Source organism: Nesterenkonia sphaerica (assembly GCF_005771565.1).
Classification (GTDB): Bacteria; Actinomycetota; Actinomycetes; order Actinomycetales; family Micrococcaceae; genus Nesterenkonia; species Nesterenkonia sphaerica.
Window position 1 is genome coordinate 119,334 of the sequence record NZ_VAWA01000007.1, and the last position, 24,881, is coordinate 144,214.

20 protein-coding genes are annotated in these 24,881 nt (G+C 64.1%); 5 read left to right on the forward strand and 15 right to left on the reverse strand.

Annotated elements, in window-relative coordinates; translation table 11 throughout:
* Positions 1 to 17 precede the first annotated feature (17 nt).
* The gene (locus FEF27_RS07295) at positions 18 to 788 is read left to right on the forward strand and encodes a GNAT family N-acetyltransferase (protein WP_138170187.1); all 771 of its coding nucleotides are present in this window, start codon (positions 18 to 20) and stop codon (positions 786 to 788) included.
* Positions 789 to 791: 3 nt separating this feature from the next.
* On the forward strand, positions 792 to 1,907 hold the full coding sequence (gene menC, locus FEF27_RS07300; RefSeq protein ID WP_138170188.1) for an o-succinylbenzoate synthase: 1,116 nt from the start codon (positions 792 to 794) through the stop codon (positions 1,905 to 1,907).
* Positions 1,908 to 1,913: 6 nt separating this feature from the next.
* Here menC and FEF27_RS07305 read toward each other — a convergent pair whose 3' ends face one another.
* Entirely contained in the window at positions 1,914 to 4,106 is a 2,193-nt protein-coding gene (locus tag FEF27_RS07305; RefSeq protein WP_138170189.1) for a TRAP transporter permease, read from the reverse strand.
* Complete coding sequence (locus FEF27_RS07310; protein WP_138170190.1) at positions 4,103 to 5,113, reverse strand: TAXI family TRAP transporter solute-binding subunit; 1,011 nt, start codon at positions 5,111 to 5,113, stop codon at positions 4,103 to 4,105. Before FEF27_RS07310 ends, FEF27_RS07305 begins: the two co-directional genes overlap by 4 nt.
* A 222-nt stretch (positions 5,114 to 5,335) precedes the next feature.
* Here FEF27_RS07310 and dapD point away from each other — a divergent pair, with 222 nt between their 5' ends.
* The 3 genes from dapD (at position 5,336) to FEF27_RS07325 (ending at position 8,607) form a co-directional block, all read left to right on the forward strand.
* The gene (gene dapD, locus FEF27_RS07315) at positions 5,336 to 6,289 is read left to right on the forward strand and encodes a 2,3,4,5-tetrahydropyridine-2,6-dicarboxylate N-succinyltransferase (protein WP_424991672.1); all 954 of its coding nucleotides are present in this window, start codon (positions 5,336 to 5,338) and stop codon (positions 6,287 to 6,289) included.
* Between the two features lie 9 nt (positions 6,290 to 6,298).
* Positions 6,299 to 7,354 (forward strand): hypothetical protein, encoded by a 1,056-nt coding sequence (locus FEF27_RS07320; RefSeq protein ID WP_138170192.1) that lies wholly within the window; start codon positions 6,299 to 6,301, stop codon positions 7,352 to 7,354.
* A gap of 287 nt (positions 7,355 to 7,641) precedes the next feature.
* Entirely contained in the window at positions 7,642 to 8,607 is a 966-nt protein-coding gene (locus tag FEF27_RS07325) for a hypothetical protein (protein ID WP_138170193.1), read from the forward strand.
* Between the two features lie 98 nt (positions 8,608 to 8,705).
* Here FEF27_RS07325 and FEF27_RS07330 read toward each other — a convergent pair whose 3' ends face one another.
* The 13 genes from FEF27_RS07330 to FEF27_RS07390 form a co-directional block, all read right to left on the reverse strand.
* Complete coding sequence (locus FEF27_RS07330) at positions 8,706 to 9,986, reverse strand: citrate synthase (RefSeq protein ID WP_138170194.1); 1,281 nt, start codon at positions 9,984 to 9,986, stop codon at positions 8,706 to 8,708.
* Between the two features lie 94 nt (positions 9,987 to 10,080).
* Positions 10,081 to 11,214 carry a succinyldiaminopimelate transaminase gene (gene dapC, locus FEF27_RS07335; RefSeq protein WP_138170195.1) on the reverse strand — a complete coding sequence of 378 codons (1,134 nt, stop codon included), beginning with the start codon at positions 11,212 to 11,214 and terminating at the stop codon, positions 10,081 to 10,083.
* Positions 11,215 to 11,225: 11 nt separating this feature from the next.
* Positions 11,226 to 11,555, reverse strand: coding sequence for a ferredoxin (fdxA, locus tag FEF27_RS07340; RefSeq protein ID WP_138170196.1), 330 nt, complete (start codon positions 11,553 to 11,555; stop codon positions 11,226 to 11,228).
* Between the two features lie 13 nt (positions 11,556 to 11,568).
* Positions 11,569 to 11,979: a hypothetical protein gene (locus FEF27_RS07345; RefSeq protein WP_138170197.1), complete on the reverse strand. Its 411-nt coding sequence runs from the start codon at positions 11,977 to 11,979 to the stop codon at positions 11,569 to 11,571.
* Between the two features lie 7 nt (positions 11,980 to 11,986).
* Entirely contained in the window at positions 11,987 to 13,909 is a 1,923-nt protein-coding gene (typA, locus tag FEF27_RS07350; RefSeq protein ID WP_138170198.1) for a translational GTPase TypA, read from the reverse strand.
* 114 nt (positions 13,910 to 14,023) lie between these two features.
* Positions 14,024 to 15,079: an ABC transporter ATP-binding protein gene (locus FEF27_RS07355; protein WP_138170199.1), complete on the reverse strand. Its 1,056-nt coding sequence runs from the start codon at positions 15,077 to 15,079 to the stop codon at positions 14,024 to 14,026.
* Complete coding sequence (locus FEF27_RS07360) at positions 15,076 to 16,143, reverse strand: ABC transporter ATP-binding protein (RefSeq protein ID WP_138170200.1); 1,068 nt, start codon at positions 16,141 to 16,143, stop codon at positions 15,076 to 15,078. The genes FEF27_RS07355 and FEF27_RS07360 overlap by 4 nt, the downstream gene beginning before the upstream one ends.
* Positions 16,144 to 16,150: 7 nt before the next feature.
* Positions 16,151 to 17,083 (reverse strand): ABC transporter permease, encoded by a 933-nt coding sequence (locus FEF27_RS07365; protein ID WP_138170201.1) that lies wholly within the window; start codon positions 17,081 to 17,083, stop codon positions 16,151 to 16,153.
* A gap of 11 nt (positions 17,084 to 17,094) precedes the next feature.
* Positions 17,095 to 18,021, reverse strand: coding sequence for an ABC transporter permease (locus tag FEF27_RS07370; protein WP_138170202.1), 927 nt, complete (start codon positions 18,019 to 18,021; stop codon positions 17,095 to 17,097).
* A 7-nt stretch (positions 18,022 to 18,028) separates the two neighbouring features.
* Positions 18,029 to 19,582: a peptide ABC transporter substrate-binding protein gene (locus tag FEF27_RS07375; RefSeq protein ID WP_138170203.1), complete on the reverse strand. Its 1,554-nt coding sequence runs from the start codon at positions 19,580 to 19,582 to the stop codon at positions 18,029 to 18,031.
* 221 nt (positions 19,583 to 19,803) lie between these two features.
* The gene (locus tag FEF27_RS07380; protein WP_138170204.1) at positions 19,804 to 21,390 is read right to left on the reverse strand and encodes a peptide ABC transporter substrate-binding protein; all 1,587 of its coding nucleotides are present in this window, start codon (positions 21,388 to 21,390) and stop codon (positions 19,804 to 19,806) included.
* 276 nt (positions 21,391 to 21,666) lie between these two features.
* A complete protein-coding gene (locus tag FEF27_RS07385) occupies positions 21,667 to 22,719 on the reverse strand; it encodes a hypothetical protein (RefSeq protein ID WP_138170205.1) in 1,053 nt (350 codons plus the stop codon).
* A 46-nt stretch (positions 22,720 to 22,765) separates the two neighbouring features.
* Complete coding sequence (locus tag FEF27_RS07390; RefSeq protein WP_243729138.1) at positions 22,766 to 24,829, reverse strand: ABC transporter ATP-binding protein; 2,064 nt, start codon at positions 24,827 to 24,829, stop codon at positions 22,766 to 22,768.
* Positions 24,830 to 24,881 lie beyond the last annotated feature (52 nt).

Genomic DNA, 24,881 nt, shown 5'->3' on the forward strand with positions numbered 1-24,881 from the left:
GACGATACAGTGGGTTCATGACCTCCCCAGACAACTCCCCCGCCGAACAGCTGACGCTCAGCTCCGGGCTGATCGTTCGTCAACTCAGCAATTACGGGGAGCTGAAGCAGGCTTGCCAACTCTACCGCGGGGTCTTCGGTTACACGGGCGAAGACGAGTCGCTCAATCCGCGCATGCTGAGCTCACTGCTGCGTCACTCGGGTTCGGTAGTCGGAGCAGTTGATCCTTCCGGAACCGTGTTGGCCTTTGCCTACGGGTGGGCTGCAGTCGATACCGGCGAGGACCCGCACATCTATCACTTTTCACAGGCCGCAGTGGTCTCTTCTGTGCTGCAGGGACAGGGTGTGGGCCGGTCTCTGAAGAGGGTTCAAGCGGCCATGGCGGACCGGTCGGGTGCGCAGCGGATGCGGTGGACCTATGACCCGCTTCTGGCCCGGAACGCTCACTTTAATCTGGACGTGCTCGGCGCCCGCGGACGCTGGTACACCCCCGACGCGCAGGGCTTGCCAGGCACCGATCGCGTCACCGTGGAGTGGCGCTTCGCCGACGACGTCGAAGCCTCGCCGCAGACTGCCGCAGAGGCCCACACCCCCCACGTACCGGTGGGTCAGGTGCACACTGACGCTAGCGGAACCCACCTAGGGGTCCCCGCCGCGAAACCGGTGGACCCCGACCTCGCCGCCCGGCTGCGCCAACAGATCCGTGAGATGTTCGAGGAGGGCTTTGCTGCCATCTCCTGCTTCCGCACCGACCCACACACTGCCGTCTACACCTTTGTGAAGGACTGATTCATGCGCATCGTCAACGCGGCGCTCCATGATGTGGAGTTGCCTCTGGTCCACTCGTTCGAGACCTCCAGCCACCGCAAGTCCTCACTGAGACATCTTCTGGTGGAACTCACCGACGAGTCCGGCGCCACAGGGTGGGGAGAGATTGCCTCACCGGCGGGGCCCTACTATGCGTCTGAAACCACGACCATCGCCTGGCACACCTCGACTCAGTACCTCCTGCCCGCAGTGCTGGGCGCCCAATGGGACCACCCGGATCAGGTCACGGAGCTGTTCTCCAAGGTCCGCGGGCACTGGTTCGCCAAGGCCGGTGTCGACATCGCGGCGTGGACGCTGTACGCCGACCAGATCCAGCAGCCGCTGGCGCAGGCACTGGGCGGGAGCCGCAGCACAGTGGTGGCGGGGGTGTCCCTGGGCATCGAGCCGAGCATCGACGCGCTGCTGGAGCAGGTCGCTACCCACGTGGAATCGGGCTATCCCCGAGTGAAGCTGAAGATCGCCCCGGGCTGGGACGTGGAACCGGTCCGGGCGGTGCGTGGAGCCTATCCCGACCTCGACGTTCATGTGGATGCCAACGGTGCATACCCTGGCGATGCAGAGGCCTTCGAGGTTTTCCGCGCCTTGGACCAGCACCGTCTGACGATGATCGAACAACCCTTTGCCCCACGGAATTTCCTCGACTCCGCGCGCCTCCAGGCGGAGCTGGAGACGCCCGTATGTCTGGACGAATCAGTAGAGACATTGGACGACCTGCGGACGGCTCTGCAGCTCCGGGCCGGCGGGGTGCTGAACATCAAGGTCTCCCGCATGGGTGGGCTCAGCGCCGCTCGGGCAGCTCACGACCTTGCTCAGGAGGCCGGCTGGCCGGTCTGGTGCGGCGGGATGCACGAGTTCGGCATCGGCCGGCTGGCCAATGTGGCGATCTCCTCCCTGCCCGGGTTCACTCTGCCCTCGGACGTGTCTGCAAGTTCGAAGTACTACGCCGAGGACATTATTGACCCGGCCGTCAGCGCCGACCACGGAGTGGTCACCGTCCCCACGGTCCCGGGACTGGGTGCTGCGGTGCGCACCGACCTGATCGCAGCCCACGCGGCACGGACCGAGACCTTCACTGCTTAGCCTCGCTCACTGCGAGGCGGCGGTGCCCTCACTCAGGTCGATGTGCACTTCCTCAGCGGAATCCATGTCAGCCTTGTAGCCGCGCGCACGGAGCACAGCCTGAATGGCGACGCCGGCTGCCACGACCCCCAGGCCTACGCCAGAGATAATCACGTCGGGGTAGATCAGCATGATCCCGCCGACGACCAGCAGCGTCCGATCCAGCACCCGGCCTCGGGCGATGAGGTAGCCCGCCAAACCTGAGGACACACCGATCATTCCCAGAATCACGGTGCCGAGGGCCAGCATCAGCTCGGTGAACGTGCCTTCCAGCAGCAGCGCCGGCTCCAAAATGAAGGCGTAGGGGATGAGGAAGCCCGCCACCGCCATGCGCAGCGCGCTGACGCCGGCCCGCATCGGATTGGCTCCAGCGATACCCGCACCCGCGAAGGCCGCAAGACACACTGGTGGCGTGACATCGGCCAGAATGCCGAAGAAGAAGACGAACATATGCGCCGCGATGAGCGGGACGTCAAAGTTCTGATAGAGGATCGGCGCGGCGACGGTTGCCGTCACCACGTAGTTCGCCGTGGTCGGCAGGCCCATGCCAAGGATGATGCAGGCGACCATCACCATGACAAGCACCAGCAAGAAGTTTCCGCCGGCGAGATTCACCAGGCCGGCGCCCAATTGGCCGCCGAGTCCGGTGGAGGTCACCGTTCCGGCGACCATTCCTGCAGTGGCACAGGCCGCAATGACCGGCAGCGCCGTCCGAGCACCTGCGACCAGCATCTGGGCCACCACGTAGACCAGAGCCAGCAGCAGCTTCCCAGTTTCGGTCACGGGGCTCTTGCCGTCTTTGGTCGCTTCACTGAGTACGGGAATCAGGTGGTCGAAGACCGCCCGGAGCAGGCTCAGTGCCAGTGCGGTACCGATTCCGAAGAGCGCGGCCCGCATGGGGCTGGCCCCGCCTAAGAGGGTGCTGATGATCACGACCAGCGGCAGCAGCATGTCGATGCGAGTAATGATGGACTTCCAGCTGGGCAGCTCCGCGGGCGGGATGCCCTTGAGCTCGTTGCGCTTAGCCTCAAAGTGCACCGAGAGGAACGCCCCGGTGAAGTAGAGGGCAGCCGGGATGATCGCGATCACGATCAGCTCGTTGTACTCCAGTCCCGAGATGTTCTGCGCCATGATGAACGCAGCTGCGCCCATGATGGGCGGGACCATTTGGCCACCTGTGGAGGCTGTTGCCTCCGTCGCGGCGGCCACGTGCGGCTTGAAACCTGCTCGCTTCATAATCGGGATGGTGAAGGAGCCGGAGGCCACGGTATTGGCCACTGAGGATCCGGACACCATGCCCTGGAGGCCGGAGGCGGCTACCGCAGCCTTGGCCGGGCCGCCGCTGAACCGTCCGGCAGCCCGGAAAGCGAGATCGTTGAAGAACTGACCGATGTTCGTGCGAAGCAGCACCACGGCAAAGAAGAGGAAGAGGAAGATGAACTCGGAGGAGACCCGGATGGGGGTGCCGAACACACCCTGGTTCGCCGAGAGGAACATGTTGGTGGCGAACTCGCTCCAGTCCTGCCCGCGATGACCCCAGTCCCCTGGCATGCGGGCCCCAGTGGCGAAGAGGGCGTAGGCAATAGCCACACCGGCCACCACCACGATGGGGGTGCCGACGCAGCGCCGGCTCGCTTCCAGCACGAGGAGGACGCCGAGCGTAGCCACCAGGATGTCGGTGTCGCTGTAACCCAGGATCGCGACCTGGTTCGAGACCAGGTACTCGTAGTTGAAGAAGATGTAGAAGCTGCAGACGGTGGCCACCGCTGCGAGCACGACGTCGTACCACGGCACGCCACGGTGCCGTCCGGTGAGCACATCGACCACTTTGTTGCCGGTGGGCTCGACGTGCAGCAGCCGCTTCGACGCGGGATAGAGCAGGAAGGTCAGTGCCAGGGCACCGGCCACGTGCAGGGAGCCGTGCATCCACGCGTTGTACGGCCGCTCGAAAGCGGCATACAGATGGTAGACGGTGAAGACGATGGCCACGCCGCCGACGATCCAGCCCCACCAACCGAGGTCGGTGCGGAATCGGCTGGAGATGTCATGCGCGCGCAGGACCTCTTCAGCCTTCTGCTGAGCCGCAGCCCCGGAGGCGGCATCCTCAGTCTGGGAGGATGCCGACCCCCGGGGTTGCTCGGCTGCGGCAGAGTGGGTCACGGCAGGTCGATGCCCTGCTCGTCGTAGTACCGCTCAGCGCCGGGGTGCAGCGGAATGTCGCCCAGGCCCAGCAGCGCCTCGTCGGTGCTGATGTTCTCGCCGACATCCAGGGTGATGCTGTCGGCGTTGTCGAACAGCGCAGCGGTGATGTCGTAGGCCAAGTCCTCGCTCACCTGGGTGGTGGATGCGGCCAAGGCTGCGAAGACCGACAGGGTGGTGACGTCCTCGTCGAGGAAGTCGTAGGTGTCGGCCTCAATGGCGTAGGTGTCGAACAGACCGCCTTCGGCGATCTCCTCGGCATCGGCCTCATCCAAGGACAGCAGCGTCACATCGGTGGTCGCAGCCAGCGACGTCAGAGCCGCCACCGGAGGACCGGCGACGAACATGGAGGCGTCGATCTGGTCATCGCCGAGCATCTCGGTGGAAGCCCCGAAGTCGGTGACTTCAGGGGTGTAGTCGATTTCGTAGTACTCGAGGATCGCATCGGAGATGGCGCGAGTGCCGGAGCCGGCGTCGCCCACGGCAATGGTCATGCCGTCCAGATCTTCAATGGACTCGACCCCGGCGTCCTCACGCACCACAATGTGCATAGCCTCGGGGTACAGGTTGGCAATCCAGCCCACATTGTCGATCGCAATGCCGTCGAGGTCCTCGAGCTCACCGTTAATGGCCTCGGCCGCGGTGTCGTTCTGAGTCAGAGCCAGCTGAGACTGCTCGTTGTAGATACGGCCCAGGTTCTCCCCGGATCCTCCGGACTCCACGTAGTTGACTGATGCCTCAGTTTCGGCGGAGAAGATTTCGGAAAGTTCACCACCGAGGGGGTAGTAGGTGCCGCCAGTGCCACCGGTGGTGAATTCAAGGTCCGTGATGAAGTCGTCTTCGCTGCCGACCTCGACCTCGCCCTCTTCACCATTGCCGTTCTCATCACCGTTGTCATCGCCACAGGCAGCGAGAGCGGTCATCGCGGCCACGGCAGTCATTGCTGCGGCTGTTCGACGGATAGTCATTGGTCCTCCTGGTAAAAAATGATTCATGGTGCGACCGTGCTGGTTCACCTGGACACAAGCTTACGTCGAGGATGTCCCCAGCCGACCCCGTGCAGATCACACTAGAGCAGGTCAGCAGCATTGGGCCAGTCCACCAGTGGGCTGCAACACAACCGTAACCTTCCTGCTTCTCGGGAGGGTGACTGACACCCCGAACGGGTGAGCATACGTAGGATGGGGGCCATGACTTCTTCAGCTCGTACTGCTTCCGGACATGGATTGGCGACGATCGCCGCCAACGGCAATGTCTTGGACACCTGGTTCCCCTCCCCCGCGCTGGCTCCGCTGGCGGAGAACGACGACGCCGCACTCACCCGTCAGCTCGAGGCGGCGGAGTCCGAGGACGCTGACCGTGGGGTGAAGGTCCGGGCAGTCTCGGTGGAGTCGGACCTCGACGCGGAGGTCACCGGCCCCTCCGATGCGTGGCTGCGCCTCCATCTGCTCTCACACCGGCTCTGTGCGCCGAACTCCATCAACTTGAATGGCATTTTTGGGCACCTCACCAATGTGGTGTGGACCAACTTCGGCCCCTGCAGCGTCGAGGGTTTCGAACGCACTCGGCTGAAGCTGCGCAGCCGAGGTCATGTGACGGTGTATTCGATCGATAAGTTCCCCCGGCTGGTCGACTATGTGACCCCCTCGGGCGTGCGGATCGCCGACGCCGACCGCGTGCGGCTGGGTGCGCACCTGGCGGAGGGCACCACCGTGATGCATGAAGGGTTCGTCAACTTCAACGCAGGCACGCTGGGCACATCCATGGTCGAGGGCCGGATCTCTGCTGGCGTGGTCGTCGGCGATGGCACAGACGTGGGGGGAAGCGCCTCCATCATGGGCACTCTCTCAGGCGGCGGGAAGGAGAAGATCTCGCTGGGTGAGCGGGTGCTGCTCGGGGCCAATTCCGGGGTGGGCATCTCGCTGGGCGACGACTGTGTGGTGGAGGCCGGGCTCTACGTCACCGCGGGCACCAAGGTGACGGTGCTGGACGGCGAGGGCGGGGTCAGCGGAACGGCGAAGGGCTCGGAGCTCTCCGGGTCCAGCGGACTGCTGTTCCTCCGGGACTCGGTGACCGGCCAGGTGCAGGCCCGCCCGCGCAAGGGCCAGAAGGTGGAGCTCAACGCCGCTCTGCACGCCAACTGAGGGCGCACCGTGAGTCCCGTCCGCAGACGCCGCACCACGGTGATCACACGCCCGATGGCCCGTCGCCGTCGGCGCCGCCGTGCACTGTTGGCGCTCGGAGTCACCACTGCGCTCGTGGCAGGAGCCGCCTACGGCACCTGGCGTTACATAGAGGAGAACGAGTTTCTCTTGGATGAGCGGTGCGCGGTGACCGTGGGTGACAGAGACTATGAGCTCAGTCCCACCCAGACTCGCAATGCGGCGCTGCTGGCAGTGACTGCGGTGAATCAGGGGCTTCCGCCGGAGGCAGGAGTCGATGCCTTAGCGATGTCGCTGCAGGAGACTGAGTTGAGCATTCGCGATTCCGGTGAGGAGCGCGGATCTGAGGCCCTGTTCGCCCGGGGCTCACCTGACTGGAACGCGGAGAACGGCGCACGGCCGGTGCAGGTCACCGTGGACGGATTCTATGAGGTGCTGGAGGAGTCGTGGCGCGCAGGGATCGAGGCAGCGGACGACGGTGAAGAGGATGCCGACCTCTTCTGGACGCCGGAGCTTGAGTTGGATGAGGCCTCGGCGGCCCTGCAACGTCCCCACAATCCACAGTTCTACCCGCAGCACGGTGCTGCCGCGCGCGCGTTTGCTTGGCCGCTGACGGGGCAGACTCAGGGGCCGGACATGACCTGTTATCTGTCTCAGCTGGAGGTCCCGGGCCCCGACCCTGAGGGGGTGACCGCAGATATGGTCAGCCGCATGTCGGCGATCCTGGAGATACCGTCAGTCGACAACGGTGAGGACGACGACGCCGCGGTGGAGTCCGCACTTGAAGGGATCATCGACTCCTCCGGCGACGGCGAGTCGGCGGAGCTGAGGGTGCACATGCCTGAGGATGCTGAAGGTGAGTTCAGTCATCAGTGGCTGACGGCGCACTGGGCGGTGGCCACCGCAGAGGAGTACGGCATTCAGACGGTGACGTCCGCGCCGTACCGCTGGGACCGTGACTCCGCGCGCTGGCAGCGCCTGACTGAGGATGAGGCCGACGCGGCGCCCGCCGGGACCGTGCTGATCGGGTTCGCTCGCGAACCCTGAGCCCGCTCACTCGCCGTGCGGCGTGGCACACCCCCGACTGCAATCCCACACACCCGCGGCTGCGCCCACGACTGCGCTGACTGGCCGATTCTGCCGCTTCTTGGGGCCAGCGGGTCCGGTTTTGCGGGCAGAATCGGCCACTGAAGAGCCCAAAGTTCCAGGCACACAGCTGCGGGGTGGACATGGTGATTGTGCTCGCTCCTGCCGCGGGCCCCTGACACGCCGCAGGCTCCACAGGGCGATGAAATGGGCTGGACTGCGTACCCCAGGCATGAAATCAGGGAGGTATGACCTCCGCCTCCCGCCCACCCGTTCGACGACGCCGCCGCCGGGACTATCCGCTGCCCCTCCGTGGTATGCGCTACGCGGTGCTGAACGACGTTCTGCCCCGGCGCGACATCAGGCACGCCACCTACGCCGGTGAGTTGCACGCCGCTGGCCACGGGCTCTACGTTCCCACGTCCGGCACCGCTGCAGAGCACCACCGGGCACTCCTTGATGCCCTGTGCGCTGGCTCCCCGCACTTGGTCAGCCATCACACTGCGGCGGCGCTGTGGGGCATACTCGATGACGATCCAGGCCCGCCCTATCACCTGACCACGCCGCCGGAGGTGGCCCGCATCAAACGTCCAGGGCTTGTCGTTTCTCACCGAGTACATGTCCCGGCAGCCGATCGGGCAACGCTTCACGGTCTTCCCCTCACTTCGGTGGCGCGGACATGGGTGGATGTGGCGCTGTCCTCGTCAGTGCTCGAGGCCGTCATCATGGCCGACCGCTGTCGCCGGCGCGGGAGGCGCGAGTTCGGCCAGGAGGCCCGGGCAAGATCCTCAGCGGCTGAGCTGGAGGCAGCGCTGTCCAGGCGCGGCAGGGCCCGTGGGATCGTACACGCCCGTACTGCTCTGGGACTGAGCCGGGACCGGGTGGATTCACCCCAGGAGACACGGCTGCGCTTCGCCATGGCGCAGGCCGGGCTGCCTGAGCCAGCGGTCAATGTGTGGATTCGCGACGCTCACGGCAGACCGGTGGTTCAGCCGGACCTGAGCATCAGCGCGTATCGGTTGGCCATCCAGTATGAGGGGTGGGAGTTTCACTCCCTACCGGAGCAGATGGCGAAGGATGTCCGCCGTCAGGAACTCACCGAAGCCCTGGGGTGGACGGAAGTGCGCATCACCCGCGGGCATATGCACCGCGGGGGTGCCCGGGCGGTCGACAAGATTGTTCGCGCGCTGCGTCGGCAGGGTTGGTCGGGGTGAGCCGCGCCCTGCTGCGGCTCAGTGGCCGAATCTTCCCCTCCAGCGACGCCTTAAGCGCCGGCAGACGGGCAGATTCGGCCAATGAGCAGAGGGCCGGGTCAGGAGGGGTAGTTGCGCAGACCCTCGCCGGTGTAGATCTGGCGCGGGCGGCCAATCTTCGTCGCTCCGTCGCTGTTCATCTCGCGCCACTGGGCGATCCAGCCCGGAAGCCGGCCCAGGGCGAAGAGCACGGTGAACATCTTCTCCGGGAAGCCGAGCGCTTTGTAGATCAGTCCGGTGTAGAAGTCCACGTTCGGGTAGAGCTTTCGCTCGACGAAATAGTCGTCCTCCAGGGCCTTGGACTCCAAGCGCTGAGCAATATCGAACAGCTCGTCGTCGCCGCCGAGCTTGGCCAGCAGGTCATCGGCCAGGCCTTTGACGATCCGGGCACGGGGGTCGTAATTCTTGTAGACCCGGTGGCCGAAGCCCATCAGGCGCACGCCGTCTTCCTTATTCTTGACCTTCTCCATGAAGGTCTCCGGCGTGACGTCACGGGCCTGGATCTCGCGAAGCATCTTCAGCACCGCCTCGTTCGCACCACCATGGGCGGGGCCGTAGAGTGCATTGACACCGGCGGAGACCGAGGCGAACAGGTTGGCCTGAGCCGAACCCACCAGCCGCACGGTGGAGGTCGAGCAGTTCTGCTCGTGGTCAGCATGCAGGATCAGCAGTGTGTCCAGCGCCTTCGCCACATCCGGGTCCACCTCATATGGCTCTGCAGGCACACCGAAGCAGCCGCGCAGCAGATTTTCCGCCAGGTTCAGGCTGTTGTCCGGGTACAGCATGGGCTGGCCGACGGATTTCTTGTACGCGTAGGCGGCGATGGTGGGGAGCTTGGCCAGCAGCCGGTAGGTGGAGCGTTCAACATGGTCGGGGTTGAACGGGTCAAGCGAGTCGGGGTAGTACGTCGACAGCGCGGAGACCGCCGAGGAGAGCACCGGCATGGGGTGGGCGTCGCGCGGGAAGCCGGAGAAGAAGTTCTTCAGCTCCTCGTGCAGCAGCGTGTGACGCCGGGTGACATTGTCGAAGTCGGCCAGCTCCTGATCGGTGGGCAGCTCTCCGTAGATCAGCAGGTAGCTGACCTCCAGGAAGCTGGACTGCTCGGCGAGCTGCTCGATCGGGTACCCGCGGTAGCGCAGGATCCCGTGATCACCGTCGATGTAGGTAATCGACGACTTGGTGTTGGCGGTGTTCATGAATCCGGGGTCGTAGGTGACCGCACCGGTCGTCTTCAGCAGCGAAGCTATGCTCAGCCCGTCATTTCCTTCCACGGCGGGCTCCACCGTGAGGTCAAGCTCGTGGCTCTGGTACTCCAAGTGCGCTCGGGTTTGTTCGCTCACTCGCTCTCCTTAGGATCTTGAGGACACACAACGGTGACAACAGTAAGTAACCTACCGTGTCGCTGCGCGCTCACGCGAATGCGACGGCGCCGCCTCAGCCGGGCATCCCCGCCTCTGAGCTGGAGCTCAACCGGCGCGCGGCCGCCTCGATGCGTTCGTCAGTGGCGGTCAGCGCCACCCGGATATGCCCCTGACCTGCGCCGCCGTAGAAGACTCCTGGGCCCACCAGAATGCCGTGCTGGGCCATCCGCTGCACCAAGTCCCAGGTGTCAGCCGGTTCCGGTGCACTGTCCCGGCACCAGAGGTAGAGCCCGGCCTCCGAATGCTCCACCGTGAGCCCGTACTCCTCCAGAGCGGGCTTGAGCACGGCACGGCGCCGCCGGTAGATCTCCCGCTGGACATCGACGTGGGCGTCGTCGCTGACCGCGGCCTCCAGCGCGGCCTGCACCGGTGCGGGCATAATCATCCCAGCGTGTTTGCGGGTGTTGACCAGGTTGGCGATCAGCTCCGGTGATCCTGCCGCGAACGCGGCCCGGTACCCGGCCAGATTGGACTGCTTGGACACTGAGTAGACCGACAGCAGATTGTCATGATTGTCTCCGCAGACACGGGGGTCCAGGATGGAGGGGACCTCTGCAGCTTCCCAGCCCAGCTCCGCGTAGCACTCGTCGCTGGCGACGACGGCTCCGATCCTCCGGGCCAGTTCCACGACAGCAGCGAGCCGGTCGGCCCCGAGCACTTCCCCGGTGGGGTTGCCTGGGGAGTTCAGCCAGATGAGCTTCACCCGGTTCAGTGTGGGCGGGTCGAGGGTATGGAGGTCATCGATCGGCACACCTTCAGCCCCGGCGAGCACCGCCCCCATCTCATAGGTGGGGTAGGCGATGCGGGGGTAGGCCACTATGTCTCCGGCACCCAGGCCGAGCAGTGTCGGCAGCCAGGCCACCAGCTCTTTGGAGCCGATGGTCGGCATCACGGCCCCGGGCTCCAGGGAGACGACCCCTCGGCGTCGGCTGTACCACTGAGCGACAGCTTCACGCAGGGCTGGTGTCCCGTGCGTGGTGGGATAACCGGGCGCGTCGGCGGCGTCGATCAGCGCTTGCTGCACCACATCTGGGGTGGGGTCGACCGGGGTGCCGATGGACAGATTGACGATCCCGTCGCGGTGCTGCTGGGCGAGCTCGCGGTAGGGCCCCATCGCGTCCCAGGGGTAATCCGGGAGTTTCAGCATCGTCCCCGCCGTCAGTCGAGGTTGTGCTCTTGGGGCGGCAGCGCCTGCACCACCTCATGGTCCTTTTCAATCAGGCCTAAGCGGGCCGCGCCTCCGGGGGATCCGATGTCATCGAAGAACTCCACATTGGCCCGGTAGTACTCGCTCCACTTTTCGGGAAGGTCATCTTCGTAATAGATGGCCTCCACCGGGCAGACCGGTTCGCAGGCGCCGCAGTCGACACATTCGTCCGGGTGAATGTAGAGGGCGCGTTCTCCCTCGTAGATGCAGTCGACAGGGCACTCGTCGATGCAGGCCTTGTCCTTGAGGTCTACGCAGGGAAGGGCGATCACATAGGTCATAGTGCGTTCAAGTCTACCGGTCTTTGGCCAAGATCCAGGAGGAGATCAGCATAGAGACCAATGTGACGACCCCTGCGCCGAGCCACCACACCAGAGAGGCGATCACCGGCCCCGGGAGGGTTTCCATCGCCAGCGGCGAATAGGGCACCACCAGCTGGTCAGGACCGGGCCACAAGTAGGCGATGGTCGCGACCGTGAACGCGGTGCCACCCAGGACCAGCGGCTCCAGCAGGGAACGGCCGGTGGTGCCGGCCCAGAGCAGCGCCAGCAGCAGGATCAGCAGTGCCGCGGCGGCGCCCCACGGAACGACGACGCCGGAACCTACCTCGCCGATGACAAGAATATTGCCGTGCAGCACCGTGCCGAGCACGCCAAGGACCACCCCTGAAGCGAAGCAGATGCCCAGCAGAACTGGTCGCGGCATCAGCAGCTCAGACTCCCGCGGCCTGCTTCTTGCGGCGGGAGGCTTTGAGACGCTCACTGGGGTCCAGGATCACCTTACGAATACGGATGGCCTCCGGGGTGACCTCGACGCACTCGTCGTCGTTGGCGAACTCGAGGGACTCTTCCAGGGTGAACTTGGTCGGCGGGGTGAGCCCCTCGAAGGAGTCAGCAGAGGCGGCTCGCATGTTCGTCAGCTTCTTCTCTTTGGTGATGTTGACTTCCATGTCCTCGTTGCGGGAGTTCTCGCCCACCACCTGGCCGCAGTAGACCTCGGAGGTCGCCTCGACGAAGAACGTGCCGCGCTCCTGCAGGTTGATCATGGCGAAGGGCGTGGCAGTGCCGGCACGGTCAGCCACCAAGGAGCCGGAGGTGCGGTATTCGATCTCACCCTTCCAAGGCTCGTAGCCGGCAGAGTACGACGACGCGATTCCCGCTCCCCGGGTCTCGGTGAGGAACCGGGTGCGGAATGCGATGAGCCCACGGGCCGGCACGGTGAACTCCATGCGGATCCACCCGGAGCCGGAGTTCGACATGGTGGTCATGGTGCCTTTGCGCGCGGCGAGCAGCTGCGTGATCGCCCCCATGTACTCCTCTGGCGCATCGATGATCATCGCTTCCATGGGCTCATGGAGCACACCGTCGATCTCTTTGGTGACCACCTGTGGTTTGCCGACGGTGAGTTCGAAGCCCTCGCGGCGCATCTGCTCGACCAGAATGGCCAGAGCCAGCTCTCCACGGCCCTGAACCTCCCACATATCGGGACGGTCAGTGGGAAAGACCTTGATGGAGACGTTGCCGATGAGCTCCTGGTCCAGGCGGTCCTTCACCTGGCGGGCAGTGACCTTCGCGCCTTTGACCCGGCCGGCCATCGGTGAGGTGTTGATGCCGATGGTCATGGAGATGGCCGGATCATCGACCACAATGTTCGGCAGCGGCTTCGGGTTCTCAAGATCCGTCAGGGTCTCGCCGATCATAATGTCCGAAATACCTGCCACCGCAACGATGTCACCGGGTCCGGCTGAGTCGGCCGGGACGCGCTCGAGCCCCTTGGTCGCCAGCAGCTCAGTGATCTTCACCGTCTTGATGGTGCCGTCTTTCCGCGCCCAGGCGACCTGCTGATTCTTCCGCAGGGTCCCGTTGAAGACGCGCAACAGGGCCAACCGACCCAGGAATGGTGAGGCGTCGAGGTTCGTCACATGGGCCTGAAGGACCTCGGCGTCGTCGTAGGTGGGGGCGGGCACGTGCTCCAGGATGGTCTCGAACAGCGGCTCGAGGTCCTCATTGTCGGGCAGCCCGCCGTCAGCCGGCTGGTTCTTCGACGCCCGACCGGCCTTGCCGGAGGCGTAGACGATGGGCAGCTCGAGGACCGCATCAATGTCCAGTTCCGGGTTCTCCTCGGCCACATCGGAGGCCAGGCCGAGCAGCAGATCCATCGTGTCGGAGACCACTCCGTCGATCCGCGCGTCCGGCCGGTCGGTCTTGTTGACCACCAGGATCACCGGCAGCGAGGCCTGCAACGCTTTGCGCAGCACGAACCGAGTTTGCGGCAGCGGACCCTCGGAGGCGTCAACCAGTAGGACCACACCGTCGACCATCGACAGCCCGCGCTCCACTTCACCGCCGAAGTCCGCGTGACCGGGAGTGTCGATGATGTTCATGGTGACCGACTCCGCCTTGGCCACATTTTCGGCCGCGGGCCCGGAGTAGAACACGGTGGTGTTCTTCGCCAGGATGGTGATGCCCTTCTCCTTCTCCAGGTCACCGGAGTCCATGACTCGGTCTTCGAGATCGCCGTGGCCGCCGACTGCTTTGGTCTGGCGCAGCATGGCGTCAACCAGTGTGGTCTTGCCGTGGTCGACGTGGGCGACGATCGCGACGTTGCGCAGATCATTGCGTGACACAGTGCTCATGGAAAAAGACGGGCCTTCCGAAAATAGGGATCAGCACCTCGACAGTCGGGTGCTCAACCACACTAGTGTACGCGAGGTCAACCGGTGATTTCTCACCGTCCGGGGCACACGCACTCAGTGGTCTTCGGCTGAGACCGCCGTGTTGGGCTCCGCATGATGACAGGCGACCTGCTGGGTCACGCCGGGCCGGACGATGAGTTCCGGCTCCTCGGTGATGCAGATCTCAGTGGCTTTCCAGCAACGTGTTCTGAATCGGCATCCGGAGGGCGGGTCAGCCGGGTTGGGGGGATCTCCCTGGAGGACGATCTCCTGCCGCTGGCCGCGCATCGTGGGGTCGGGCACCGGCACCGCAGACAGCAGCGCCTGGGTGTAGGGGTGCGCCGGTGCGCCGTAGAGCTCGTGGTCAGTGCCCAGCTCCGCGAGCTTTCCGAGGTACATCACGGCAAGCCGATCGGAGATGTGGCGGACAACCGACAGGTCGTGTGCGATGAAGATGTAGCTCATGCCGAACTCACCCTGCAGGTCCTTGAGCAGGTTCATCACCTGCGCCTGCACGGAGACGTCCAAGGCAGAGACTGGCTCGTCACAGATGATCACATCAGGGTTCAAAGCCAGGCCGCGGGCAATTCCGATTCGCTGCCGCTGCCCTCCGGAGAACTGGTGCGGATAGCGGTTGATGTGATCGGGGTTGAGCCCCACCACATCGAGCAGTTCCTTCACACGCTTCCGCACCCCGATGGCGGGCTTGGCCTCTGGGTGAAGCTTGAAGGGTTCAGCGACAATGTCCCCGACCGACATTCGTGGGTTCAGTGAGGTGTACGGATCCTGGAAGATGATCTGGATCTTCCGGCGCATGCGCCGCAGGGCCTCACCCCGCATGGCCAGGAAGTCCTCTCCGCGGAACCGGACGGCACCGGAGTCCGGCTCCTCCAGGCGCATCAGCAGCTTGGCCAAGGTGGACTTTCCGCAGCCGGACTCTCCCACGATGCCCAGAGTCTCTCCCCGGCGCAGCTGAAAACTCACTCCGTCCACCGCCTGCACGGCCCCAGTCTGGCGCTTGAAGATCAGCCCCTCTTTGAGTGGGAAATGCTTGACCAGGTCTTCGACCTCCAGCACCACCTCTGGGGATTCCTCCGGGAGCGCAGCTTCCGGTGTGGACGACGGGCTCATGCTTGGGCCTCCTCAGGAGTCTGCAGCCTTCCGCGGTACATATCGTCGCGGAAGTGGCAGGCCGAGGTATGCTCGGCGACGATGGGCAGCAGCCCGGGCAGCTCACTGCGGCACAGATCGGTGGCGTAGGGGCAGCGCGGACTGAACGGGCACCCCGGTGGCATATCGGTCAGCGACGGCGGCAGCCCGGGGATGGCATTGAGCCGCTCACCTGCGGCGTCGATGCGCGGCAGGGATTCCAGCAGGCCCTGAGTGTAGGGGTGACCGGGCCTGGCGTAGATGTCATAGACATCGGCGGCTTCCATGACACGTCCGGCATACATCACTGCGATCTTGTCAGCGACGTCGGCGACGACGCCCAAATCGTGGGTGATGAGGATCAGACCCATATTGTTTTCGGTCTGCAGCTCTTTCAACAACCGCATCACTTGGGCCTGGACGGTGACATCCAAGGCGGTGGTGGGCTCGTCGGCAATGAGCACGTCCGGATTCAGCGCGATCGCCATGGCGATCATGATCCGTTGGCGCATGCCGCCGGAGAACTGATGCGGGTAGTCACCCACGCGCCGTTCCGCGGCGGGAATACCTACGCGCCTCATCAGTTCGATTGCGCGCTGCCGAGCGGGTCGGCGGCGCATCTTCTGGTGGACGCGGAACATCTCGGCGATCTGCCAGCCCACCGGCAGCACCGGGTTCAGTGAAGAGAGCGCATCCTGAAAGATCATCGAGATGCTCACCCCGCGCAGCCGCCGGCGCTGCTCAGGTTTCATCGCCAGCAGGTCCTGGCCACGGTAGCGGATCTCCCCGCCGGCAATGTGACCCGGCGGCATATCGAGGATGCCCATGATGGTCTGGGCGGTCACTGATTTCCCTGACCCGGACTCACCCAGAATCGCGAGGGTCTCACCTGCCTCCAGAGTGAAGTTCAGCCCGTTGATGGCCTGCGCCACACCGTGCTTGGTGCGGAACTCCACGTGGAGGTCCTTGACCTCCAGCAGCGGTCCGTTGCCGGCGACGTCTGACCGGGAGTGCTGAGCTGAGGTGTTCTGCGGTGCGGTCGTCATCTCTGACTCACCTCTTCTTGGACTTAGGATCGAGGGCATCGCGCAGCGCCTCACCCATAGTGGTGAAGGCGAAGACGGTCAGCGCCACGAAGATCAGGGGGAAGGTCAGCAGGTGCGGCATCTGCTGGAGGTAACTCTGGGCGTCGTTGAGCTGCAGCCCCCAGGAGATGGCGGGGAGCTGAAGTCCGACGCCGAGGAATGTCAGCGTTGCCTCCGCACCGATGATGACCCCGGTATATACCGCCGCGTAACCGACCACTGGTCCCAAGGAGTTGGGGATGATGTGGCGACGCATGATAGTCAGCGGGCCCGCGCCGAGGGCGCGGGCGGCGGTGACGTAGTCATTGTTGATCACAGCCAGCACCGAGCCTCGCATGAGCCTGGCCATGGTGGGCCAAGTGAAGACAATGAGGATGAACGCCACATCCCAGACACTGCGTTCCTGGCGGGCGGCAAGGAACACCAGGGCTCCCAGCATGTAGGGGATGGCGAAGATCAGGTCCGTCAGGCGCATGAGGACCGCATCGACCCAGCCTCCGAAGTAGGCAGCCAGCAGCCCCAGCAGGGAACCCAAGACCAAAATGCTCAGGGTGACGATCACGCCCACGGCCATGGAGTTGCCTGCCCCGTAGATCACGCGCGTGTAGTAGTCGCAGCCCTGGATGTCGGTGCCGAACCAGTGCTCCGCTGAGGGTTCCTGCCTCGAGCGCGAGAGCGGACAGTCCCGGGGGTTGTGGTCGGTGAACAGCTGCGGAAACAGGGCCACCGCGATCAGCATCACCAGCAGAGTTGCCGAGACCACGAACCATGGGTTGCGCAGCAACGACCGCCAGGTGTCCATCCACAGGCTGGCGTCCTTCTGCGCACTGGCCTTGGGCGCCGGGGAGGGTGCTGGGTCCCCCGCTGGGACCACAGTGTGTGCTTTGTTGAGCTCAGTCATCGCGGCTGTCCTCACTCGTAGCGGATGCGGGGGTCGAGAACGGCGTAGAGCAGGTCAACCAGCAGGTTCACCACGACGTAGAAGAGCACCATGAGCGTCACGATGCCGACCACGATGGTGTTCTCCTGAGCCTGGATCGAGCGGAAGACCTGCCCGCCGAGTCCGGGCATGTTGAACACTGACTCCACCACGATGGCTCCCCCCATCATGGTGGCAAGGTCAGCGCCGAGGAAGGTCACCACGGGGATCAGCGAGTTGCGCAGACCGTGGCGGGTGACCACGCGGCTTCGCTTCATGCCTTTGGCGGTGGCGGTGCGCACGTAGTCCGACTGTAGTGCCTCGATGAGCTCACTGCGCAGCATGCGGGCCACGATTCCGGTGGAGACCGCGGCCAACACGATTCCGGGCAGGATGTAGCTCACCATGCCGTCACGGGTCCCCGCGATGGGGAACCATCCCAGATTCAGCCCGAATGTCAGCTGAAGCAGGAACGCGATGGCAAGGGTGGGCAGCGCCACGGCCACGACCAAGGAAACCTGGACAAACCGGTCGATGAAGCTGTCCTTGTAGACAGCGGCGAGGATCCCCGCGATAGCACCGATGATGGCTTGGAAGCAGAACGCCACTGCGGCCAACGTCAGGGTCACTGGGAGTCCCTGCTGGATGATGTCCAACACGGGGCGGCCCTGGAAGGTGGTGCCGAAGTCGCCCTGGGTGAAGACCCCCCACATGTATTTGCCGTACTGGATCAGAAACGGGTCATTGAGGTTGTACTGCTCGCGCAGCCGGTCCTGAACCTGCTCGCTCATGGGCCGGTCGCCCGACAGCGCCCGGATCGGATCTCCGGGCATGAGAAAGACCATGGCGTAGACGATCAGCGTCGCCACAATGACCACAGGGATGAACTGCAGCAGGCGCCGAATGATGTAACCGGTCATGGGTGGGTCAGTCCTCGAGAACTCTCACGTCTTCGACCCGGACATAGCTGGAGAGGTCGGAGTAGACGTTGTCCACACGGTCGGTGTGGACGATGAAGTAGTCCTGGAAGAACAGCGGCAGCACCGGAAGGTCCTCAAGCAGATGATCCTCAGCCGCCTGGTACAGCTCGTCCGCCTCCTCAGCGTCTGCCGAGTTAGCCTCTGCAATGGCGTCGTCGAAGTCCTCGCTGCTGTATTCAGCGTTGTTCGACGCCGCGCCGGTGGAGTAGAGCGGTTCCATCGCGTACTGAGCGCTGGGGTAGGCCAGCAGCCAGCCCAGGCGGTAGGGGCCGGTGACTTCACGGGAGTCGTGGAGGTCCAGGTACTGGGCGAATTCCAGCGACTGGAAGGTGATGTCCTCTACGGGCAGGTGGGAGATCCACTGATTCGCGATGGCCTCCACGTATTCATCATGCCCAGTGCCGATATCGGTGTAGACGGTGAACTCGGTCGGCCCACCGGCTTCTTCGTAGAGCTCAGCGGCCTGTTCGGGATCGAATTCGCAGTACTCGCAGGCGTCGTTACGGGACATCGGCAGAATGGGCGGAAGGATTCCATAGGCGGGTGTCATCGCGCCCTGGAAAATCTGCTCATTGATCTCTTCACGGTCCATCGCCATGGACAAGGCCCGGCGGACGTTCACATCTTCCCACTCCTGCTGATATGTGGGCAGTCCGATGTAGACAAACCGAGAGGATTCGTTCTGGGAGTAATTGTCGCCGAAATCGTCTTCAATCTGGCCGATTCGGCTGGGCGGAACTTCACCCAGGATGTCCAGCTCTCCGGCCTGCACGTCGAGATAGGCAGTTTCGATGTCATTGTAGATCCGCCATTCGATCCGTTCCGGTTCTCCGGGGTTCTCGCCTGGCCAGTCCTCGTACCGGTCCATGTTGATCTCAGAATCGTGGACCCACTCCCCGTCCATCTGATAACGCCCGTTGCCGATGGGAGAGCGTTGGAAGGCGTCCATATCCTCGAATGCGACCTCCGGCATTGGGTAAAAGCCGTTGTAGGTCAGGACGATTGGCAGCTGGCCGAAGGGCTCTACGAGCTCGATCTCCAGGGTGTAGTCGTCGACTGCCCGAACGCCTTCCATCTCTTCGGCGTCACCGTTGACCACGTCCTCGTAACCGAGGAACTTGTCGTGGAAGTTGGCGGTGGCCTGAGCGTTGTCCGGGTCCACCACCCAGTTCCAGGTGTCGACAAAGGACTGGGCAGTCACGGGGTCACCATTGTGGAAGGTGTATTCCTCAGACAGTTCAAATGTCCACTGGACCTGGTCTTCGGTATGCCAGTCGACAGCCATCGCAGGCTGAGCCTCGTAGGTGTCGTAATCAACCTCAGTCAACCCGGTGAACAGCTGCTGCAGCACCCGGGAGCCGCAATTCTCGGTATTGTTGCCCGGCTGCAGATTCTGGGGTTCACACGTGTAGGTGCTGATCACTCCTCCCCCGTCAGCAGGTTGGGTGTCTGCTGCGCCCTCCTCGGCGCCGTTGCCGCAGGCAGACAGCACCAGGGCCATGGCGGCTGTGACAGCGACAGTGCCACGNACGCGGCCACCAGCGTCAGCGCGAGCGCACCGCCCACCAAGGCTGAGGACTTGCCGCGACCTCGACAGAGGTGGAGTGGTTCTTGTACTGAGTTCATCGGTTCAACCTGCTCGTTTCGTCGTGGTGGGGCAGCAGGCACAGGCCCGCACCGTCCCAATGCTCAGGGCCGGTGCGGGCTGTGGCCTTCCAGTTATTAGTCCTCTTCGGTGACCTCGAGTTGCTCAACCCGCAGGAACGTCCGCGGGTCCATCGTCACCGAATCGTGGGCGATCCGATCACTGTGCACCACTCCCATGCTCTGGAACCACATGGGGATGACCGGCATCTCCTCCAGCAGGATGTCCTCGGCCTGCTGGTAGTAGTCGTCGGCCTCCTCAGGGTCGGAGGCATTGGCCTGGGCAATCAGGTCGTCGAATTCATCGTTGGCGAATGCGGTGTAGTTCGATGACTGACCGGTGGTGTAGATAGGCTCCATCGCGTACTGCGGGCTGGGGTAGGACAGCACCCATCCGAGCCGGAAGGGGCCGGTGACGGACTGTTCGTCGTGGAGGTCCAGGTACTGGGCGAACTCCAGGGACTGGAAGGTGACGTCTTCAATGCCGAGGTGCTGCTGCCACTGGTTGCTGACGGCCTCTACCCAGTCCTCGTGTCCGGCACCTGAATTGAAGTACACGGTCAGCTCGCTGGGGCCGCCAGCCTCCTCGTACAGCTCTGCTGCGGCGTCGGGATCGAACTCGCAGTGCTCGCAGGCATCTTCGCGCGCCTGCGGCAGCATCGGCGGAATGATGTTGCGTGCTGGCACCTGGGCGCCGTCGAAGATGTTGTCGATGATCTCTTCGCGGTCGATGGCCATGGAGAGCGCGTGCCGGACGTCCACATCCTGAAACTCTTCCTGGTACAGCGGGAAGCCCATGTAGGTGAAGGATGAGGTCTCGAAGAGCGCCTGGTTGTCCCCGAAATCGTCTTCCATAGTGCCCAGGCGGTTGGGCGGCACTGTGTCCAAGATATCCAGTGCGCCGGCTTGGACGTCGAGGTAGGCGGTTTCGATGTCATTGTAGATCTGCCACTCGATGCGGTCCGGGAGGCCCGGGTCCTCGCCCGGCCAGTCCTCGTATCGCTCCACGGCGATCTGGACATCGTGCTCCCATTCGCCGTCCATCTGATAGCGGCCGTTGCCGATGGGCGCGGACTCGAAGGCTTCGGGATCGTCAAACGCTTCCTGCGGCATCGGGTAGAAGCCGGTGTAGGACAGCATCATCGGCAGGGGGGAGAACGGCTCGTTGAGCTCCAGCTCGAGTGTGTAGTCATCGACGGCGCTGACGCCCTCAAGCTCTTCGGCCTCCCCTTCGACCAATTCGTCATATCCGACGAACACGTCGTAGAAGTCGTTGTTCTGCTGGGCGTTGTCCGGATCCACAGTCCAGTTGAAGGTGTCCACGAAAGTCTGGGCGGTGATTTCCTCACCGTTGTGGAAGGTCCAGCCTTCACCGATCTCGAAGGTCCACACCGTCTGGTCCTCGTTGGAGTCCCAACTGGTGGCCACCCCGGGGCCTGCCTCAAAGGTGTCGTAGTCCACCTGGGTCAGGCCGGTGAAAAGTTGTTCCAGCACCCACGAGCCGCACACCTCGGAGGAGTTCGACGGCATGAGGTTCTGCGGTTCACAGTTGTAGACGGTGACGGTGCCTCCGCCTGCGGCCTGCTCCCCGTTCTCCGCACCGTTGGCGTCCGTCTCATCCGCGGTGTCGTCGCCGTTGCCGCAGGCAGACAGCACCAGGGCCATGGCGGCTGTGACAGCGACAGTGCCANCAGGGCCATGGCGGCTGTGACAGCGACAGTGCCACGGCGCCAACGCTGCCTGTGGTTTGTTTTGTTGCTCATGAGAGATCTCCTCATCATTGGGTCGATCGAGTGGTACAGCCCACGCTAGTACAGATTTCTTTACGGTGATGTTTCGACACTGTTCAGCGGCTTCCGCGTGGTCACCGACGCCACAGCTAACACGTTTTTCCTGCAGTATCTGTTCACGATGTCCGTCCTGTGTATGCCCCTTGTCCTGTCATGTACTGCCGAGTAGGACATAACCGGCTTCCCAAGTCAGCAGGTAATGGCTCTCCCCCAGCCGCGTCAGACGCTCAAGATCGTGCCGGGCGGCCTGGTACGCCTCTTCCGGAATGTCGATCTGCTCGGCGGGGTCGGAAAAATCGTGCCGGTGCCTGGTAGCGGGCTGCGCCTCGGCAGCGGGCACGTCCAGGACGGACAATGTGTGCTGCGGACTGCCCGAATGCACACCGTGATGAACCAATAATTCGTGGCCAGAGGGTTGCCCGGCATTGAGATTGAGAGTCTGGCTCCAGGCGCGCACGGGTTCAGGCTGGGCAGAGAGCACCTCGAGGGTGTCCACCGCGCCATCCAGCCGCACACAGTCTTTGCCAGTATCGGAGCTCGGGTCGGCGATGACGAGGTCGGTGTCTCCTCGGTAGGTGGGAGTTTGGAGTACCACGAGGTCCTCGGCGGTGCCCACTCCGTAGAGGAGCTGGGGACGCTCCTCCCCGGCGAGACTGGGGTCGTGTACCGGGTGTGTCAGCTCAGCGGTCCACGTGACCTCTCGTGTCTGGACATCGAAGACTGACACTCGGTCAGTGCGTGACCACGACTGATCGTGATGACCGATCACCAGGTCCGCCCCGGCGACGGTGGCGGAGATCTCCCGCTGGGTAAGGGCCTCGTGGAACTGCCCCATCAGCGGTTGCGCCCCCACGGCCGTGGCTAGGAGCTCCACGGCAGCGAGCACTCCCTCGCCGTCGAGGTCCTCAGCCTCAGCGAGCGCCTGCCGGTGAGCTTCCCACTGCTCCAGCGGTGCTGGCACCGCGTGGGGGTCCCCGATCTGGACGTATTCACCACAGGTCAGACCGAGTACGTCCGTGAGCCCGGACTTGCGCGGATAGTCGTAGATGACGAAAACCGCGATCAGGGCCGCTGCGGCGGCACCGGAGCCGATGCCGAGCATCCGGCGGCGCCACCGGTGGTGACGCTGACGCTGTTGGTGGTGCCATTGGTCGTCCCTCGCCCTCGCATAGAATCCGGTCAGGCTCCCCTGCGGTTCTGTCACTGGAGGACCCCTGCCGCTTCCGGTCTGCGGAGACAGCAGCCCATCGTCAGATCAGACCCTGCGCCGCCAGCAGCTGATGCCGGGCCTCCCGGCGTTCACGCTGCTCCTGCGGGTGGGGCACCGGAGCGGCAGCCAGCAGGCGCTTGGTGTAGTCCCTTCTCGGCTCGCGCAGTATCTGGTGCTTTTCTCCCTGCTCCACCACGCGTCCTTTTTCCAGCACCATGATCTGATTGGCCAACTGGTCCACCACCGCGAGGTCGTGCGTGACGAACAGACAGGCGAATTCGAACTGTTCCTGCAGTTCGATGAACATCTCCAACACCCGGGCCTGCACCGAAACGTCCAATGCAGAGGTGGGCTCATCGGCAATGAGAATTGAAGGACTCAATGACAGTGCCCGGGCAATGCTGATGCGTTGCCGCTGCCCCCCGGACAGTTCGTGCGGATACCGGTTGGTGACGCTTCTGGGCAGTTTGACCGCATCCAGCAGTTCGGCGGCCCGTTCCTTCCTGTCTTTGGGAGACCCCACTTTGTGCACCACCATAGGCTCGGCGATGATGTCACCTATCGGGAACCGGGGGTCCAGAGACGCCGCTGGGTCCTGGAAGACAACGCCGATATCTTTCCGCACCGCCTTACGTTCTTTCCTGGACAGAGCCGGCAGGTTGCGACCGCGGATCAGCAGCTCGCCGTGATCGACCTCCAGGAGGCCGAGCACGGCTTTGGCGATCGTCGACTTCCCGGAGCCGGATTCGCCGACAAGGCCCAGGATCTCACCTCGTGGGACAGAAAAGTTCACCCCTTCGACCACGCGAATCCCCTTGCCGCGGTGTTTGTACGCCAGCGCGAGGTCTCGGGCTTCGATCGCAGTCTCAGCGGTCGCCGACGCATCGGAGGGAGTCACCGGTTCCGGTGGTGCAGCCGTCTCCACTGCAGGCCCGTCCAGCACCGTCTTCTGGTGCAGCTTGGGCATGGCCTCCAGCAGCCGGCGGGTGTAGGGGTGCTTGGGCGAGAGCAGAATCTCCTCTGCGGTGCCCGACTCCACCACCTGCCCCTGGAACATCACCACCACACGGTCAGCCATGTCCGCCACGACGCCCATATTGTGGGTGATGAGCATAATGGCGGTATTGATCTCCTCTTTCAGCCGGCGCAGCAGATCCAGGATGTCTGCCTGGACTGTGACGTCCAACGCTGTGGTGGGCTCATCAGCGATGATCATGGACGGATTGCAGGCGATGGCCATCGCGATGACGATCCGCTGCCGCTGCCCGCCGGAGAACTGGTGAGGGTATTCAGAGATTCGACGCGCCGGGTCGGGGATCCCCACCAATTCCAGCAGCTCCACGCCCTTGGCCAAGGCATCCTTGCCGAAGGCCACCCCGTGCACTTCCATGGCTTCCTTGAGCTGGTCGGAGACCCGCAGGACCGGGTTCAGCGCGGTCATCGGCTCCTGGAACACCATGGAGACCTCTGAGCCGCGCAGGCGGCGCAGCTGCCCTGCGTCCATGGCGGTGACCTCCACGCCGTTGAGGTGAATCCTGCCGGTGACGGTGCCGTTCTTGGGAACGAGGCCCATAGCAGCTGCCGAGGTCACGGACTTGCCGGAACCGGACTCGCCCACCACAGCGACCACTTCACCTGGCATCACATCGAAGCTCACCCCCTTGACCGCCTCGACGGTGCTGAACTCGGTCGCGAAGCTGACGTGAACGTCTTGGAAGCTCAGTGCGGCTTCTGGGGCCTTGGCCGTCGCGGCCTCGGCCACCGCCTCCTGAGCCTCCGGGGAAGCACTGCGGTATGCCATCACTGCCGCGTAGGCTGCGATGAGCAGGCCGATGCCGATGGCGGAGAGCGCCACCGTGTCCGCCAGGGTCACCGCCGCGCGGTTGACCTGGGTGCCGGAGAGTCTCAGGGGGGTCATCACCAGTGTCGGACCGAGGGCGATGACCAGCCACGCGATGAGCAGCTTGAGTCCAAGGTCCCGCTCTTTGAGCACCACCAGCTGCCCGAGCCCGGGCACCACCAGTGACAGCGCCGCTGGTATCCACGGCGACGAGGTGCGGGGCCTCGTGGCTGCATTGTCTTCAGTGACTGGGGATTGACTCATGACTCCCTCCGGGCCGGCCGATGGTCGAAGTTGGGGTTGTGGTGCACAGTCA

Excerpts from the sequence above, each read along its gene's own strand:
- FEF27_RS07295 (WP_138170187.1), top strand. The coding sequence starts at position 18 with ATGACCTCCCCAGACAACTCCCCCGCCGAACAGCTGACGCTCAGCTCC.
- menC (WP_138170188.1), top strand. The coding sequence starts at position 792 with ATGCGCATCGTCAACGCGGCGCTCCATGATGTGGAGTTGCCTCTGGTC.
- FEF27_RS07310 (WP_138170190.1), bottom strand. The coding sequence starts at position 5,113 with ATGACTATCCGTCGAACAGCCGCAGCAATGACTGCCGTGGCCGCGATG.
- dapD (WP_424991672.1), top strand. The coding sequence starts at position 5,336 with ATGACTTCTTCAGCTCGTACTGCTTCCGGACATGGATTGGCGACGATC.
- FEF27_RS07325 (WP_138170193.1), top strand. The coding sequence starts at position 7,642 with ATGACCTCCGCCTCCCGCCCACCCGTTCGACGACGCCGCCGCCGGGAC.
- dapC (WP_138170195.1), bottom strand. The coding sequence starts at position 11,214 with ATGCTGAAACTCCCGGATTACCCCTGGGACGCGATGGGGCCCTACCGC.
- fdxA (WP_138170196.1), bottom strand. The coding sequence starts at position 11,555 with ATGACCTATGTGATCGCCCTTCCCTGCGTAGACCTCAAGGACAAGGCC.
- FEF27_RS07345 (WP_138170197.1), bottom strand. The coding sequence starts at position 11,979 with ATGCCGCGACCAGTTCTGCTGGGCATCTGCTTCGCTTCAGGGGTGGTC.
- typA (WP_138170198.1), bottom strand. The coding sequence starts at position 13,909 with ATGAGCACTGTGTCACGCAATGATCTGCGCAACGTCGCGATCGTCGCC.
- FEF27_RS07355 (WP_138170199.1), bottom strand. The coding sequence starts at position 15,079 with ATGAGCCCGTCGTCCACACCGGAAGCTGCGCTCCCGGAGGAATCCCCA.
- FEF27_RS07360 (WP_138170200.1), bottom strand. The coding sequence starts at position 16,143 with ATGACGACCGCACCGCAGAACACCTCAGCTCAGCACTCCCGGTCAGAC.
- FEF27_RS07365 (WP_138170201.1), bottom strand. The coding sequence starts at position 17,083 with ATGACTGAGCTCAACAAAGCACACACTGTGGTCCCAGCGGGGGACCCA.
- FEF27_RS07370 (WP_138170202.1), bottom strand. The coding sequence starts at position 18,021 with ATGACCGGTTACATCATTCGGCGCCTGCTGCAGTTCATCCCTGTGGTC.
- FEF27_RS07375 (WP_138170203.1), bottom strand. The coding sequence starts at position 19,582 with ATGGCCCTGGTGCTGTCTGCCTGCGGCAACGGCGCCGAGGAGGGCGCA.
- FEF27_RS07380 (WP_138170204.1), bottom strand. The coding sequence starts at position 21,390 with ATGGCCCTGGTGCTGTCTGCCTGCGGCAACGGCGACGACACCGCGGAT.
- FEF27_RS07390 (WP_243729138.1), bottom strand. The coding sequence starts at position 24,829 with ATGAGTCAATCCCCAGTCACTGAAGACAATGCAGCCACGAGGCCCCGC.